17 protein-coding genes are annotated in these 14053 nt (G+C 66.9%); 15 read left to right on the top strand and 2 right to left on the bottom strand.

The genetic code is table 11. From position 1 onward, the window contains the following. Positions 1 to 9 precede the first annotated feature (9 nt). Positions 10 to 1059 (top strand): siderophore-interacting protein, encoded by a 1050-nt coding sequence (locus tag AC5RWG_RS08065; protein ID WP_494012912.1) that lies wholly within the window; start codon positions 10 to 12, stop codon positions 1057 to 1059. Positions 1060 to 1200: 141 nt separating this feature from the next. Beyond that, positions 1201 to 1752, top strand: coding sequence for a hypothetical protein (locus tag AC5RWG_RS08060; protein WP_494012911.1), 552 nt, complete (start codon positions 1201 to 1203; stop codon positions 1750 to 1752). A gap of 75 nt (positions 1753 to 1827) precedes the next feature. On the opposite strand, the gene AC5RWG_RS08055 is transcribed toward AC5RWG_RS08060, so the two are convergent. Together AC5RWG_RS08055 and AC5RWG_RS08050 are read right to left on the bottom strand one after the other, a co-directional pair. After that, positions 1828 to 3216: an aspartate aminotransferase family protein gene (locus AC5RWG_RS08055; protein WP_494001304.1), complete on the bottom strand. Its 1389-nt coding sequence runs from the start codon at positions 3214 to 3216 to the stop codon at positions 1828 to 1830. Positions 3217 to 3290: 74 nt separating this feature from the next. Beyond that, the gene (locus AC5RWG_RS08050; protein WP_494000737.1) at positions 3291 to 3785 is read right to left on the bottom strand and encodes an Lrp/AsnC family transcriptional regulator; all 495 of its coding nucleotides are present in this window, start codon (positions 3783 to 3785) and stop codon (positions 3291 to 3293) included. A 371-nt stretch (positions 3786 to 4156) separates the two neighbouring features. On the opposite strand from AC5RWG_RS08050, the gene AC5RWG_RS08045 reads away from it, so the two are divergent. From AC5RWG_RS08045 to AC5RWG_RS07985, 13 genes are all read left to right on the top strand, one after another. Next, positions 4157 to 5380 carry an ABC transporter substrate-binding protein gene (locus tag AC5RWG_RS08045; protein ID WP_494000736.1) on the top strand — a complete coding sequence of 408 codons (1224 nt, stop codon included), beginning with the start codon at positions 4157 to 4159 and terminating at the stop codon, positions 5378 to 5380. After that, positions 5380 to 6543: an ABC transporter ATP-binding protein gene (locus AC5RWG_RS08040; RefSeq protein ID WP_494000735.1), complete on the top strand. Its 1164-nt coding sequence runs from the start codon at positions 5380 to 5382 to the stop codon at positions 6541 to 6543. Before AC5RWG_RS08045 ends, AC5RWG_RS08040 begins: the two co-directional genes overlap by 1 nt. Continuing rightward, positions 6543 to 7478 (top strand): ABC transporter permease, encoded by a 936-nt coding sequence (locus AC5RWG_RS08035; RefSeq protein WP_494000734.1) that lies wholly within the window; start codon positions 6543 to 6545, stop codon positions 7476 to 7478. The genes AC5RWG_RS08040 and AC5RWG_RS08035 overlap by 1 nt, the downstream gene beginning before the upstream one ends. 11 nt (positions 7479 to 7489) lie before the next feature. Further along, on the top strand, positions 7490 to 8287 hold the full coding sequence (locus AC5RWG_RS08030; protein ID WP_494000733.1) for an ABC transporter permease: 798 nt from the start codon (positions 7490 to 7492) through the stop codon (positions 8285 to 8287). A gap of 30 nt (positions 8288 to 8317) precedes the next feature. After that, entirely contained in the window at positions 8318 to 9673 is a 1356-nt protein-coding gene (locus AC5RWG_RS08025; RefSeq protein WP_494000732.1) for a transaminase, read from the top strand. A 40-nt stretch (positions 9674 to 9713) separates the two neighbouring features. Then, positions 9714 to 10052, top strand: coding sequence for a YnfA family protein (locus AC5RWG_RS08020; RefSeq protein ID WP_494000731.1), 339 nt, complete (start codon positions 9714 to 9716; stop codon positions 10050 to 10052). 48 nt (positions 10053 to 10100) lie between these two features. After that, positions 10101 to 10880: an SGNH/GDSL hydrolase family protein gene (locus AC5RWG_RS08015; protein ID WP_494000730.1), complete on the top strand. Its 780-nt coding sequence runs from the start codon at positions 10101 to 10103 to the stop codon at positions 10878 to 10880. Between the two features lie 79 nt (positions 10881 to 10959). Further along, positions 10960 to 11451, top strand: a complete 492-nt coding sequence (locus AC5RWG_RS08010) for a MarR family winged helix-turn-helix transcriptional regulator (protein WP_494012910.1) — start codon at positions 10960 to 10962, stop codon at positions 11449 to 11451. Between the two features lie 412 nt (positions 11452 to 11863). After that, positions 11864 to 12100, top strand: a complete 237-nt coding sequence (rpmB, locus tag AC5RWG_RS08005) for a 50S ribosomal protein L28 (protein ID WP_136785732.1) — start codon at positions 11864 to 11866, stop codon at positions 12098 to 12100. Then, the gene (rpmG, locus tag AC5RWG_RS08000) at positions 12100 to 12267 is read left to right on the top strand and encodes a 50S ribosomal protein L33 (RefSeq protein WP_127512989.1); all 168 of its coding nucleotides are present in this window, start codon (positions 12100 to 12102) and stop codon (positions 12265 to 12267) included. Before rpmB ends, rpmG begins: the two co-directional genes overlap by 1 nt. 2 nt (positions 12268 to 12269) lie before the next feature. Beyond that, the gene (gene rpsN, locus AC5RWG_RS07995; RefSeq protein ID WP_127512988.1) at positions 12270 to 12575 is read left to right on the top strand and encodes a 30S ribosomal protein S14; all 306 of its coding nucleotides are present in this window, start codon (positions 12270 to 12272) and stop codon (positions 12573 to 12575) included. 417 nt (positions 12576 to 12992) lie between these two features. Then, a complete protein-coding gene (locus AC5RWG_RS07990; RefSeq protein WP_136785733.1) occupies positions 12993 to 13277 on the top strand; it encodes an HU family DNA-binding protein in 285 nt (94 codons plus the stop codon). Positions 13278 to 13422: 145 nt separating this feature from the next. After that, positions 13423 to 14034, top strand: coding sequence for a hypothetical protein (locus AC5RWG_RS07985; protein ID WP_494000728.1), 612 nt, complete (start codon positions 13423 to 13425; stop codon positions 14032 to 14034). Positions 14035 to 14053 lie beyond the last annotated feature (19 nt).

Genomic DNA, 14053 nt, shown 5'->3' with positions numbered 1-14053 from the left:
CGGAGCACGATGACCGCCGTAGCAACTGAAACATCCGCCGTAGTGCCGGTGCTGGCCTTCGGCGTAGCCGTCGCCCGGGTCGAGGACATCTCGCCGAGCTACCGGCGGGTCACCTTTTGCGGGGAGTCGCTCCGCCGTTTCGGCGTGGACGGGCCGACGCTGGATCTGCGGATCAAGGTGATGATCCCGTCCACCGGCGCCGACGGGCGTCCGCTGCCGCTGCCGGCATTCGGCGGGCCCGCGCGCCCGGCCCCTCCCGTGACGCCGGGCAACCAGGAAACCATGGCGGCCGACACGGACACCGCCGTGGAACTGGGCGGCGGCTGGTACCAGCAGTGGCTGGCCATGGACCCGGCCCGACGCGGCTCCATGCGCACCTACACCGTCCGCGCCTTCCGGCCGGCGGAAGGCGGGCGGGGGCCCGAACTGGACGTGGACTTCGTGCTGCATTTCGACGCCGACGGAAACGGCGGTCCGGCGTCGTGCTGGGCGGCCGCCGCCGTCCCCGGCGACGAGGTCACCATCATCGGCCCGAACGCCGCGGCGGCCAACTGCGCGACGGCGAAGAGCTACGGCGGCATTGAGTGGCGGCCCGGGCTGGCTTCGCACGTGCTGCTCGCCGGCGACGAAACCGCCGTTCCCGCCATCGCGTCCATCCTGGAGAGCCTCCCGAAGCACATGACGGGCCACGCCGTGCTCGAGGTCCCCGACCCAGCGGACTTCCAGGACATCCGGTCTGCGGCGGACGTGCAGATCTCCTGGCTGGCGCGGGGCGCCCGCCCGCACGGCGAACTGCTGGACGAAGCGGTGCGCGCCGCCGTCGTTGTGCCCGGAGCCGGCCTGACGCCGGCGACGGGGGAGGACCCCGAAGAAGTGGACATTGACCAGGTGATCCTGTGGGAAACCACCGCCGGTTCCACCCGGCCGTTCTACGCCTGGATTGCGGGGGAGGCGGCGGTCATCCGCGGGCTGCGCCGTTACCTGGTCCGGGACGTGGGAGTGGACCGCAAACAGGTGGCGTTCATGGGCTACTGGCGGGCCGGCAAAGCCGAACTGTAGGGCGCCGGCACCCGCCTGTCCCTCCTGGCGGCGGCATCGCCGGCCGGGGACACGGGCGTGGTGCACGCGCCCGCTGGGGCCACGGCGCCCGCGGCTAAAATTCCCGGGCGAAACCGGGCAGGCCGCTGCCATACTTGCTCCATGGGCGTTGAGGGACAGCGGGACCAGGACGAATTTTGGGCCATCGTGGCCGAAGGGGAGCAGCGCATTCGGGAGACTTTTCCGGAGTTGCCGTGTTTCGGCCTGCGCGGGTGGGACGGCGGCGTCATGGTCGGCGAATGGATTTTCGACGGCGGCCCGCACGGGCTGCTGCATGGCGACCCGGGGCTTGGTTCGCCGTATGCGCAGGTCCTGACCACGGCCCACGAGGTAAACCAGAGGATTCGAACCATGCGGCTGGGCGCCCGCGCCGTGGTGGAGGACAAGGACGCCTACCTGCGGCAGCTGGACGAGTTGGACCGCCAGGAACCGCGCATGGTGGGCATCGCCGTCGACGGTGAACGGGTGGAATTCGCGCTCTGGCAGGACGGCGGCAAATGGTGGGCCGGTGCCGAGCGTGGGCGTTACGGCATCATCATCGAGGCGGCCGGGCTCGAGGCGCAGACGGTGGCGCTTGAAAGCGTGGCCGACATCGAGCCTTGCCTGGCCGCGCGGCGTCAGTGGCTGCGGCAGGTCCGCGGCGAAGCCGAATGAGGGCGGTGGGTGGCCCCGCCACCCACCGCCCTGCCGTTTCCGGGAAGGCCCCCTCCCCGGGATTCCTGCTGCCGGTCAGAGGTGGTTCATGCCCTCCGTGAGGACGGAGCGCAGGATCTGCTCGATCTGGTCGAATTCGCGCTGTCCGATGGTCAGCGGCGGAGCGAGCTGGACTACGGGGTCTCCACGGTCGTCCGCCCGGCAGTACAAGCCGGCGTCGAACAGCGCGTTGGACAGGTAGCCGCGCAGCAGGTGCTCCGACTCTTCGTCGTTGAACGTCTCCTTGGTGGCCTTGTCCTTGACAAGTTCGATCCCGTAGAAATAGCCCTCGCCGCGGACATCGCCGACGATCGGCAGGTCCAGCAGCTTTTCCAGCGTCTTGCGGAAGGCCGGGGCGTTCTCCTTGACGTGGTTGTTCAGGCCCTCGCGTTCGAAGATGTCCAGGTTGGCCATGGCAACGGCGGCCGAGACCGGGTGCCCGCCGAAGGTGTAGCCGTGGTAGAACGTCGTGTCGCCATGCTTGAACGGTTCGAACAGGCGGTCCGAGGCGATCATCGCGCCGATCGGCGAGTAGCCGCTGGTCATGCCCTTGGCGCAGGTGATCATGTCCGGCACGTAGTCGAAGTCGGTGGAGGCGAACATGGAACCGATCCGGCCGAACGCGCAGATGACCTCGTCGGAAACCAGCAGAACGTCGTACTCGTCGCAGATTTCCCTCACCCGCTCGAAGTACCCGGGCGGCGGCGGGAAACAGCCGCCGGAATTCTGCACCGGTTCCAGGAACACCGCGGCCACGGTGTCCGGGCCTTCGAACTCGATGGCTTCGCCGATCCGGTCCGCGGCCCAGCGGCCGAAGGCCTTCGGATCTTCCAGGCCCGCCGGCGCGCGGTACTGGTTTGTGTTGGGGACACGGAAGGCGCCGGGCACCAGCGGTTCGAAGGGTGCCTTCATGTCCGGGATGCCGGTGATCGAAAGCGCTCCCTGCGGGGTGCCGTGATAGGCGACGGCGCGGGAGATCACCTTGGTCTTGTTGGGCTTGCCCTTCAGCTTGAAGTACTGCTTGGCCAGCTTCCACGCGGATTCCACGGCTTCGCCACCGCCGGTGGTGAAGAAGACCCGGTTCAGGTCGCCCGGGGCGTGGTGCGCCAGGCGTTCGGCCAGTTCGATGGCCGCCGGGTGGGCATAGGACCACAGCGGCATGAAGGCCAGTTCCTTGGCCTGGCGGGCGGCCGCCTGCGCGAGTTCCTCGCGGCCGTGGCCCACCTGGACCACGAAGAGCCCGGCCAGGCCGTCGATGTATTCGCGGCCCTGGTCGTCGTAGATGAGGTGGCCCTCGCCGCGGGTTATCACCGGTACGTTGCCGCCGGCAACCAGTGGTGAGTGTCGGGCCATGTGCATCCACAGGTGGTCGCGGGCCGCCTGCTGGCGGTCCGTTCCCATCGGAGTGGTGTAGGTCCGGCGCATCGGGGCGTCGGTCGTGGTGCCGGCGGGCGTGCCTTGGCCCGGGAGGCTGGTGCTTGGCGATGCTGATGTCTGTGTCATCGGGTTCCCCAGTTGTATTCCTGCTTGCGCAGAGAGAGATACATGAATGTTTCGGTGCTCAGGACACCGGGAATGCCGCGGATCCGGTTGACCAGCCGCAACAAATCCTGGTCGTTTTCGCAAATGATTTCGGCCAGAATGTCGAACGAGCCCGCGGTGACCAGGCAGTAGTGCACCTGGTCCAGTTCGGCGATCTTGTCCGACACTTCCAGCAGGTCGGCAGCTGTCTTGATGCCCAGCATGGCCTGCCGGGCAAACCCCAGCTGCAGCGGGTCGGTGACCGCGACGATCTGCACGACGCCGGAGTCGATCAGCTTCTGCACCCGCTGCCTGACGGCTGCTTCGGAGAGCCCGACCGCCTTGCCGATGGCGGCGTAGGAGCGCCGGCCGTCTTCCTGCAGTTGCTCGATGATGGCCTTGGAGACCTCGTCAACCGCAGGGCTGTGGCCGTTGCCGATGAGGCCGTGGCCGGCACTGGGCAGCAAGGTCAAGCGTATCCACCTCCTAAGCGAATACCCGCCACCGGCAGGGATTGCTGACTATTGAATCCGTTGTGTGATGAGAGCGCAAGTGCTGAATCCGAAAAGATTCGCCGCGGAGGCTATCGATATACGCAGAACTAGAGGCTACTATCTGTTTGTGAAGCAGCTCACTTCAGCTTTCGCGTGCGGCCCTTCCGTCCGCCGGGTGCATACTTCGCGGATGCGCCCTCCGGGAGGGGACAATCCACGTGCAGGCAGCGGGGCATGCTTCGGATTTCGTCGTGTAACCAAAAATTTACAACTGAAACTATTGTCGGGGTCTCTGCGGTCTGCAAGTATCGACGCACCAGCGAGGCCCGATCCGTCAACAGGAGCACCAGATGCCGAAACGACTACCTGAAGACCCACGCCTGCGACGCCTGATCGCTGCGCAAATGTCCCGCCGGAACGTCCTGATGGGCGCCGGCGGACTGACTTTGGCCGGCCTGCTCGCTGCGTGTGGCACGGGCGGCACGGGCGGCTCGTCGAACACCGGCTCGGCCGGTGCGCTGTCCCCGGCGGAAGACCTGTCGGACCAGGAAAAGGAAGTCAACTGGGCCAACTGGACCCTGTACCTGGACTACGACGACTCCAGCCAGACCTACCCGTCGCTGGAGGCCTTCACCAAGAAAACCGGGATCCAGGCCAACTATTCCGAGGACATCGACGGAAACGACACGTACTTCGGAAAGGTCCAGGGCCAGCTCGCCGCCGGGCAGGACATTGGACAGGACATCATCACGCTCACCGACTGGATGGCGGCACGACTGATCCGGCTCGGCTACACCCAGGAACTGGACCACGCGAACATCCCGAACGCGGCCAACCTGTTGGAGACCCTGAAGAACGTGGACTTCGACCCGGACCGGAAGAACTCCCTGACCTGGCAGTCCGGATACGCGGGCATTGCCTGGAACAAGGAAGCGGTCCCGGGCGGGCTGCGGACGGTATCCGATTTGTGGAAGCCCGAGCTCAAGGGACGCGTGGAAGTGCTCGACGAGATGCGCGACACCATGGGCCTGCTCATGCTGGACAACGGCGTGGACATTTCCGGTGACTGGGGCACGAGCGAATACGACGCCGCCCTGGAGGTCCTGCAAAAGCAGATCGCCGACGGCCAGATCCGTCAGGTCAAGGGCAACTCCTACAAGGAAGACCTGATCTCCGGCGACGCGCTGGCGGTGATCTGCTGGTCCGGCGACATCACGCAGCTGAACTTCGAGGAGGGCGACAAGTGGCAATTCGCGCTCCCCGAGGCCGGCGGAACCCTGTGGTCGGACAACCTGCTGGTGCCCATCGGCTCGCCGCACAAGAAGAACGCGGAAACGCTGATGGACTTCTACTACGATCCGGAAAACGCGGCGACCGTAGCGGCCTACGTGAACTACATCTGCCCGGTGCAGGGAGCCAAGGAAGCCATGGAGAAGATCGACCCGGAACTGGTCGACAACCCGCTGATCTTCCCGACGGACGAAGACCTGGCCAAGGTCAAGGTCTTCCGCAGCCTGGAGGCCGACGAGGAAACCGACTTCGGCAACCGTTTCCAGCAGGCGATCGGCAACTGATGACCCAGGCACCACTGAGGACAGAGCACGCCCACGCCGTCGGCGAAGACAGCGGCGCGGATCTGGTGCTGTCGTCCGTGACCAAGCGGTTCGGCGATTTCGTGGCCGTCGATGACCTGGACCTGACCATTCCGGCGGGCCAGTTCTTTGCCCTGCTCGGCCCCTCCGGCTGCGGCAAGACCACCACCCTGCGGATGGTAGCCGGGCTGGAACAGCCCACGTCCGGCAGCATCAGCATCGGCGGCAAGGACATCAGCAAGGCCAGCCCGCACCAGCGGCCGGTCAACACCGTGTTCCAGAACTACGCCCTGTTTCCGCACATGAGCGTGCTGGACAACGTGGCGTTCGGGCTGCGCCGGCGCAAGGTCCGCGACGCCCAGGAGCAGGCGAAGAAGGCACTGGCGCTGGTGGAGCTGTCGCACCTGGGCGCACGGCGGCCGGCCCAGCTCTCCGGCGGTCAGCAGCAGCGCGTGGCGCTGGCGCGGGCCATCGTCAACCAGCCGGCGGTGCTGTTGCTGGACGAACCGCTGGGCGCGCTGGACATGAAGCTGCGCCGGCAAATGCAGGTGGAACTGAAGAAGATCCAGACCGAGGTCGGACTGACCTTTGTCCACGTCACCCACGACCAGGAAGAAGCCATGACCATGGCGGACACCGTGGCCGTCATGAACGCCGGCAAGGTGGAGCAGATGGGTGCTCCCCGCGAGCTGTATGAACTGCCGCGCACCGTGTTCGTGGCCAACTTCCTGGGCAAATCCAACCTGGTCGCCGGGGAGATCATCGAGGACCGGGGCGACGCCGTCGTCGTCAATGCCAACGGCAACCGGCTGGCCGTGCTGAAGGAGCGCGCGACCGTGCACCGGGGCAAGGCGCTGATCGGGATCCGTCCGGAGAAGCTGAAGATGATGTGGCCGGACGATGCGCCGGCCGAAGCCGCCAACGTCCTGCGCGGCACCGTGCTCGACACCTCGTTCACCGGGGTCAGTACCGAGTACCTGGTAGAGGTTGCCGGGATCGGCACGGTGGGCGTCTTCAGCCAAAACCACGGCCAGCAGCTGGCCCAGCCGGGCGACGCCGTCGTGCTCAGCTGGGACACGGAACACGCCTTCGGCCTCGACGGCGACGAGGAACCGCAGTACGGGGCGCCCGAGGACGGTGTCTGATGAGTGCGCTGGCCACCGCAGACACGTCATCGGCGCCGGATCAGGGACGCGGCAGCGGCGAGCTTAAGGAGGAACGCCGCCGGGGGCGGATGGGCTATTGGCTGATCCTGCCCGGCTTCTTCTTCCTGCTGCTGTTCTTTGTGCTCCCGGTGTTCTCGCTGCTCGCGACCTCGCTCTACACGAAGCCGCCGGGGGCCGACATCGGCCAGTTCGTGCCGGCGCTGGAGTTCAACAACTACGTGCGGGTGCTGGGCAGCTACTGGCCGGAGTTGCTGCGTTCCTTCGGGTTCGCGCTGGTCGCCACCGCCGCGGCGCTGCTGATCGGCTATCCCATGGCCTACCTGATCGCGGTCAGGCTGCGCGGGCGCGGCCTGCTGCGGGGCATCCTGCTGGTGCTGATCATCGCGCCGTTCTTCACCAGCTTCATCCTGCGCACGCAGGCCTGGAAACAGATCCTCGCCGACGAGGGCCCGGTGGTCTCCGTGCTCAGGGCGTTCGCCTTGCTTCCGGAGGACGGGCGGCTCACGGCCACCGCCTTCGCCGTGGTCTGCGGCCTGACCTATAACTTCCTGCCCTTCATGACCCTGCCCATCTACGCGAACCTCGAGCGGCTGGACACCCGGCTGATCGAGGCCGGCAACGACCTCTACGCGAACGGTTTCACCACCTTCAGGACCGTCACGCTGCCGCTGTCGATGCCCGGGGTGATGGCCGGAACGCTGCTGACCTTCATTCCGGCTGCCGGGGACTACATCAACGCCTCCCTGCTGGGCAACAACCAGAACACGACCATGATCGGCCAGGTCGTCGACTCCCGGTTCTTCCGCATCGTCGACTATCCGGGCGCTTCGGCACTGTCCTTTGTGCTGATGCTGGCCATCCTCGCCCTGGTCTTCATCTACGTGCGCCGTTTCGGCACCAAAGAACTGCTGTAGGGGGCTCTGACGTGAAAAACTCCTTCGGCCGCTGGCTGGTCCCTGTGTTCGGCGGCCTGGCGTTCGTCTTCCTGCTGGTCCCCATCGCCTACGTCTTCGTGTTCTCCTTCAACGACGCCGGGCGCACCAACCTCACCTGGCGCGCCTTCACGTGGGACAACTGGACCAACCCGTGCGGCGCCCCGGCAGTCTGCCAGGCGCTGGGCAACAGCCTCCAAATAGGCGCGGTTGCCACGGTGATCGCCGTCCTCCTGGGCACGGCCATCGCCATCGGGCTGGTCCGCTACCGGTTCCGGTTCAATTCCACCGCCAACATGCTGATATTCCTTCCGCTGGCCACCCCGGAAGTAGTCCTCGGCGCCTCGTTGCTGGCGCAGTTTCTGAACGTGGGCGCGGAGCTGGGCAAGGGCACCATCATCATCGCCCACACCGTCTTCTGCATTTCCTTCGTCGTGGTCACCGTGAAGGCCCGGGTCGCCAGCCTCGACCCGAAGCTGGAGGAGGCGGCGGCCGACCTCTATGCCTCCCCGATGCAGGCGTTCTGGCGGGTCACCTTCCCGCTGCTGCTGCCGGGGATCGTGGCGGCGGCCCTGCTGAGCTTCGCGATCAGCTTCGACGACTTCATCATCACCAACTTCAACTCCGGCAACGTGGATACCTTCCCGAAGTTCATCTACGTGGCCGCCACCCGCGGCATCCCCGCCCAGGCGAACGTGATCGGCTCGGCGATGTTCATCATCGCGCTGCTGATCGTGATCGGCGGGCAGATCCTCGCACACCGCCGCGCCAAGATGCTGGCGGCACGCTGACCCGCCCGACTCGCTGACTAGGAGCCCTTCATGATCGACCGGAACCGGCTGGCGGTGCTGTTCGCGCGCGAACTGCAGGACTTCGAGGCCAAGCATCCCCAGTCCAAGGCACTGTACGACGGCGCGTCCCACCTCTTCGGGAAAGTCCCGATGACATGGATGAACAAGAGGGCGGGCAGCTTCCCCCTCTACCTCGCCCGGGCCCGCGGCTGCCGGGTGTGGGACGTGGACGGACTCGAATACGTGGACTTCGCGCTGGGCGACACCGGCGCGATGGCCGGCCACTCCCCGCAGCCCACCGTCGAGGCGATGATCCGGCGTGCCGCCGACGACGGGGGACTGGCCACCATGCTGCCCACCGCGGACGCCGAGTGGGTGGGGGCGGAGCTGGCCCGCCGGTTCGGCGTGGAGCGCTGGAGCTTCTCGCTCACCGCCACCGATGCCAACCGGTGGGCCATCCGGCTGGTCCGGGCCCTGACCGGCCGGAGCAAGATCCTGTTCAACCCGTACTGCTACCACGGGTCGGTGGACGAATCGCTGATCGTGGCCGGACCCGACGGCGAGGGCATGAACCGCCCGGGCAATGTCGGGGCACCGGTGGACGTTACGGAGACCAGCAGGGTCGCCGAGTTCAACGATCTTGCCGCCCTGGAGCGCCAGCTGGCCTACGGAGACGTGGCAGCTGTGCTGATGGAACCGGCACTGACCAACATCGGCATCGTGCTGCCGGAGCCGGGCTACCTGGACGGCGTGCGGGAACTGACCCGCCGGCACGGCACGCTGCTGATTATCGACGAGACGCACACCTTCTCCGCCGGCCCCGGCGGGGCGACCGCGGCGTGGGGGCTCGAGCCGGACGTGGTGGTGATCGGCAAATCCATCGGCGGCGGCATCCCCTGCGGCGCCTACGGGCTCAGCGCGGAACTGGCCGAACGGGCACTGGGCCGGGCCGATTTGGACCTGGTGGACATGGGCGGCGTGGGCGGCACCCTGGCCGGAAACCCGCTGTCCGTCGCGGCCATGCGGGCCACGCTCGAACACGTGCTGACGGACCAGGCCTTCGCCGCGATGACCGCGCGTGCCACGGAGTTCGCCACCGGCGTGCAGCGGGTGATCGATACGTATTCGCTGCCGTGGTCGGTGTCCCGGTTGGGTGCGCGGGCCGAATACCGCTTCGCCAACCCGGCGCCCCGCAACGGCACGGAGTCGGCGGCCAGCCACGACGGCGGGTTGGAGGACTTCCTGCACCTGTACCTGGCCAACCGCGGCATCCTGCTCACCCCGTTCCACAACATGGCCCTGATGTGCCCGCAAACCACCAGCGCCGACGTCGAACGGCACCACGAGGTCTTCGAAGAAGCCGTCCGGGAACTGACCGGCGGCTGAGGCGGCGGGCGCCGAGCCGTCGGCTTGGGATACTGGATGGATGACGATCGCCAAATCCGCCATCCTGTTTGTCCTCGCCGCCGTCGCGGAGATCGGCGGCGCCTGGCTGGTCTGGCAGGCGGTGCGCGAAGGCCGGGACTGGTGGTTCGCCGGCTTGGGAGTGATGGCCCTGGGCCTGTACGGTTTCATCGCCGCCCAGCAGCCGGATGCGAACTTCGGCCGGGTGCTGGCCGCGTACGGCGGAGTGTTCATCGCCGGATCACTGGCCTGGGGCATGCTGCTGGACGGTTTCCAGCCGGACCGCTGGGATTTCATCGGCGCCGGCCTCGCGCTCGCCGGGGTCGCCGTCATCATGTACGCACCGCGCAGCGTCGCGTAGCGCCGCGCCGGGCCGCTGCCGGAACGGTTTCTTTGTTAATCTGGTCCGGTGACTTTCGCGCAGCGTTTTGTGGCCTTGGGGGATTCGTTCACCGAGGGGGTGGGAGACAAGGATCCCAGCCTGCCCAATGGTGTACGCGGCTGGGCCGACCGGGTAGCCGAGCAGCTGATGCTCGCCGATGCCGGCTGGGGCTATGCCAACCTTGCCATCCGCGGCAAAAAGATCACCCAGGTACTGAACGACCAGATCGACGCCGCCGTAGCGCTCCAACCGACCCTGGTCACCCTCTATGCCGGCGGCAACGATCTCCTGCGCCCGCGGGTGGACATCGACGCGCTGATGGCAGGGTACGAAGCCGGCGTGGCCAAGCTGGCCGCCACCGGTGCCGACGTCGTGCTGTTCACCGGCTTTGACACGGTGGCCTCGGCGGTCTTCAGCAAGACCCGCGGCCGCACCGCCATCTACAACGAGTGGGTGCGCGAGATCGCCGACCTGCACGGGGCGAAAATCGTTGACTACTGGCGGATGCGCGAGTTCCGCGACTGGCGTTACTGGGACGACGACCGCCTGCACATGTCCACGGCCGGGCACACGCTGATGGCCAAGAAGGTGTTGGAAGTGCTGCAGGCCGAGGACATCATCGACCTGCCGGCGCTGCCGGACCTGGCGGCGCTGACCCGCCGGCGCGCGATGGCCGCCAATGTCCGGTGGGCCCGGGAGCACCTGGGCCCGTGGATGGGACGCCGGCTGCGCGGCACGTCCTCGGGGGACTCGCTCACCGCGAAGTACCCGCAACTCACGGGGCTCCACACCACCGGACGGGTCTAGTGCCGTACGGGCAGAAGCGGAAGTGCCGGCCCGCCGGCCCTAACAGTTGAAGCCTCAAGTTTTATGGCAGAATAGAGGCATGACTTCTGCACGCTGGCTCGACCCCGAAGAACGCCAGGCCTGGCTGGCCTTGCTGGCGGTGTCCACCCTGTTGCCGGGCAACCTCGACGCCCCGCTGTACCGGGAGGGCAAGCTGACGCTCTTCGACTACAACGTGCTGGCCATGTTGTCCGAGGCTCCGGACCGGTCGCTGCCCATGAGCGAGCTGGCCTCCCGCACCTATTCTTCGCTGTCCCGGCTCTCGCACGTGGTCAAGAAGCTTCAGGGCCGCGGCTGGGTGACCCGGGCGCAGTGCGCCGATGACGCCCGGGTGACCATGGCGTTGCTCACGGATGCGGGGATGGACGCGATCGTGGCCCTTGCGCCGGGGCACGTCGAAACCGTGCGGCAGGCGGTTTTCGACGGACTGGACCGCCGGGATGTGCAGGACCTGGAACGCATCGGCAAGAAAATCGTGCAGCAGTTGGAGCCCAACAGCTGGGTGCTGCGCGAACCGCGGCTGAACAGCTGAGCCTTGCTCCCGGAGCCGCGGTTCGCTGTCGCCGTCGGGGACCGGCCGTTGGTTTGATCCAAACCGCCGCTGCCCCTAAGATGGAAAGGCGTTAAGTCACGCAACTTGGCACCCCCTTGCCCAGGCGGGGGGATGGCAACGTTGTGTGGCGTCCGTGTTTACCTAGAATTGAGGGTCGCGGATAGGCCGCGCCTCCCCCGGGAGGCAAGCGGCTTATTGCACCTGACTTCACCGTCTTCCCCGCGGCGAGGCACTTCGGCTGGATCTCACCCCGCCAGGTTCACCTCCGGAAAGTCGCAGTAATAACGGTGTCACAACTGGTGGCGGGCGCTCTTACACGCAGATTCGCAGGCGCTTTACTTACGTTTCTGCGTCAAGTCCGTCAATATTTACTACAACTGGAGGAGAGATCATGGCAGCACACTGCCAGGTGACCGGAGCCGAGCCCGGCTTTGGCCACAGCATTTCGCACTCGCACCGCCGCAACAAGCGCCGGTTCGATCCGAACATTCAGAAGAAGCGCTACTGGGTTCCGTCCCTGCGCCGCAACGTGACGCTGCAGGTTTCGGCCCGCGGCATCAAGACCATTGACGTCCGCGGCATCGACGCTGTCGTCGCCGAGCTCCTCGCGAAGGGTGTGAAGCTTTAATGGCCAAGGACAAGGACGTACGTCCCATCATCAAGCTGAAGTCCACCGCCGGCACCGGCTTCACCTACGTGACCCGGAAGAACCGTCGTAACGACCCGGACCGCATTGTCCTGAAGAAGTACGACCCGGTCATCCGCAAGCACGTCGAATTCCGAGAGGAGCGCTAAACATGGCCAAGAAGTCCAAGATTGCTCGCAACGAGCAGCGCAAGGTCGTTGTCGAGCGTTACGCCGCGAAGCGTGCCGAGCTGAAGAAGACCCTGGTCGACGCCAACGCGACCGACGAGGCCCGCGAAGAGGCCCGCCTGGGCCTGCAGAAGCTGCCCCGCAACGCGTCCCCGGTCCGCGTCCGCAACCGCGACCAGATCGATGGCCGCCCCCGCGGCACGCTCCAGAAGTTCGGAATCTCGCGCGTGCGTTTCCGTACCATGGCGCACAACGGCGAACTGCCGGGCATCAAGAAGTCCAGCTGGTAGAAATCCGGCCGGCTTCCCGGTGAAGCTGCATCAAGGCGGCGGTCCAGCAGGGCCGCCGCCTTTGCCATGCCCGGAGCGCTCCGGCAGGCAGCGGGGAGAACGAGGGCCGTGATCGACCGCTGGAACAGTCCATCGCCGTAGCTCCCACGCTGAAGCGGTGATCGTGTCGCGCCAGCCGTGCCACACGAAACCGGGGCAGCCGCGGCGCGCGGAAACGGCCCATCATATGCTCTCGGCGCAAAAAGCGGACCCCGCGGGGCTGAATCGGCCCGAAATCGGGGTATTTCGCTAAAAATTCCGCCAGATTCCGCGGATTTTGCCGGATCGGGGCGGCCAAGCTGGTAAGTTTTCGCTCAGTAGCTTTTCCGCAGCCTGCGGAGGCTCTGACCAAACCGAAGCAGTCCAGGAGGACAAAAATTGGCTATCAATCGCAGTGAACTTGTTGCAGCTGTTGCAGAGAAGGCCGGCACCAGCCAGACCGCAGTGAACGGTGTCCTGGACGCCGTGTTCGACATCTTCGCGACCTCCGTCGCCAAGGGCGAGAAGATCACCATCCCGGGCTGGCTCGCCGTCGAGCGCACCGACCGCGCGGCCCGCACCGGCCGCAACCCGCAGACCGGCGAATCCATCCAGATTCCGGCCGGCCACAGCGTGAAGCTGACCGCTGGTTCCAAGCTGAAGGCTGCTGTCGCCAAGAAGTAGTTTTCCCACCAGGCTTCCGCAGGACCGTCACCGGCAACCGGTGGCGGTCCTGCTCTTTAACGCCTTAACTTCTACCGGCGGTAAAATAGCCGGGCGGGGCGTGCGCCACAGGCACGCCCGGAAGCATCGGGACGGAGGACTCGGCATGGTCCAGCGGGAAGCGCGGCTGCTGCGCGGCTGGCTCGGCGCTGCCGTGGCCACCTCCGCCGCCGCGTTGTCGCATCTGGCCGGCGGGGGACATGCGCCCGCCCTGGCCGTCTGGTCCCTGTCCCTCGCCCTCTCCGGGCTGGTCTGCGTGGGCCTGGCCGGCAAGTCATTGTCCTGGCCGCGCCTGCTGGCCGCGGTGGGGGGCAGCCAGGCCATCTACCACCTGCTTTTCCGGGCGGGCCACGGCGCCCCGGCGGGAATGACCCCCGGCGCGGGAGCCCATGCCGGCCACGGCCCGGCGCTGCCTCCCGGCGACTGGGTGGCGGCCGCACCGGCCCCGCCGGCCGGGGCCGAGGATCCGGCGATGCTGGCAGCCCACCTTGCCGCTGCCGTTGCAACGGTCCTGCTGCTGCGCCGCGGCGAGCAAGCTGCAGCGGCCCTGGCCGGAACGGTGCTGTTGGCAATCCCGCGCCGGCTGTACGGCTGGCATCCGGTACCGCGGGCCAGGCTGGCCAGCCCCGGGGCACGGACTGTCCGTACCCTCGCCGCGCTTGGAGTGCCGCTGCTTTCGCTGCGGCACCGGGGGCCGCCCCTGCATCACGCTTTCTGACCGGCGCCATCCGCGCATC

It is taken from the genome of Arthrobacter sp. Y3221160 (assembly GCF_059092585.1).
This window is presented reverse-complemented; position numbering and strand designations above follow the sequence as displayed.

Bases quoted from the DNA above. Each gene is read 5' to 3' on its own strand.
- AC5RWG_RS07985 (WP_494000728.1), top strand. From the start codon at position 13,423: ATGGTCCAGCGGGAAGCGCGGCTGCTGCGCGGCTGGCTCGGCGCTGCC.
- AC5RWG_RS08065 (WP_494012912.1), top strand. From the start codon at position 10: ATGACCGCCGTAGCAACTGAAACATCCGCCGTAGTGCCGGTGCTGGCC.
- AC5RWG_RS08055 (WP_494001304.1), bottom strand. From the start codon at position 3,216: ATGCGCCGGACCTACACCACTCCGATGGGAACGGACCGCCAGCAGGCG.
- AC5RWG_RS08060 (WP_494012911.1), top strand. From the start codon at position 1,201: ATGGGCGTTGAGGGACAGCGGGACCAGGACGAATTTTGGGCCATCGTG.
- AC5RWG_RS08020 (WP_494000731.1), top strand. From the start codon at position 9,714: ATGACGATCGCCAAATCCGCCATCCTGTTTGTCCTCGCCGCCGTCGCG.
- AC5RWG_RS08040 (WP_494000735.1), top strand. From the start codon at position 5,380: ATGACCCAGGCACCACTGAGGACAGAGCACGCCCACGCCGTCGGCGAA.
- rpmB (WP_136785732.1), top strand. From the start codon at position 11,864: ATGGCAGCACACTGCCAGGTGACCGGAGCCGAGCCCGGCTTTGGCCAC.
- AC5RWG_RS08010 (WP_494012910.1), top strand. From the start codon at position 10,960: ATGACTTCTGCACGCTGGCTCGACCCCGAAGAACGCCAGGCCTGGCTG.
- rpsN (WP_127512988.1), top strand. From the start codon at position 12,270: ATGGCCAAGAAGTCCAAGATTGCTCGCAACGAGCAGCGCAAGGTCGTT.
- AC5RWG_RS08045 (WP_494000736.1), top strand. From the start codon at position 4,157: ATGCCGAAACGACTACCTGAAGACCCACGCCTGCGACGCCTGATCGCT.
- AC5RWG_RS08025 (WP_494000732.1), top strand. From the start codon at position 8,318: ATGATCGACCGGAACCGGCTGGCGGTGCTGTTCGCGCGCGAACTGCAG.
- AC5RWG_RS08035 (WP_494000734.1), top strand. From the start codon at position 6,543: ATGAGTGCGCTGGCCACCGCAGACACGTCATCGGCGCCGGATCAGGGA.
- rpmG (WP_127512989.1), top strand. From the start codon at position 12,100: ATGGCCAAGGACAAGGACGTACGTCCCATCATCAAGCTGAAGTCCACC.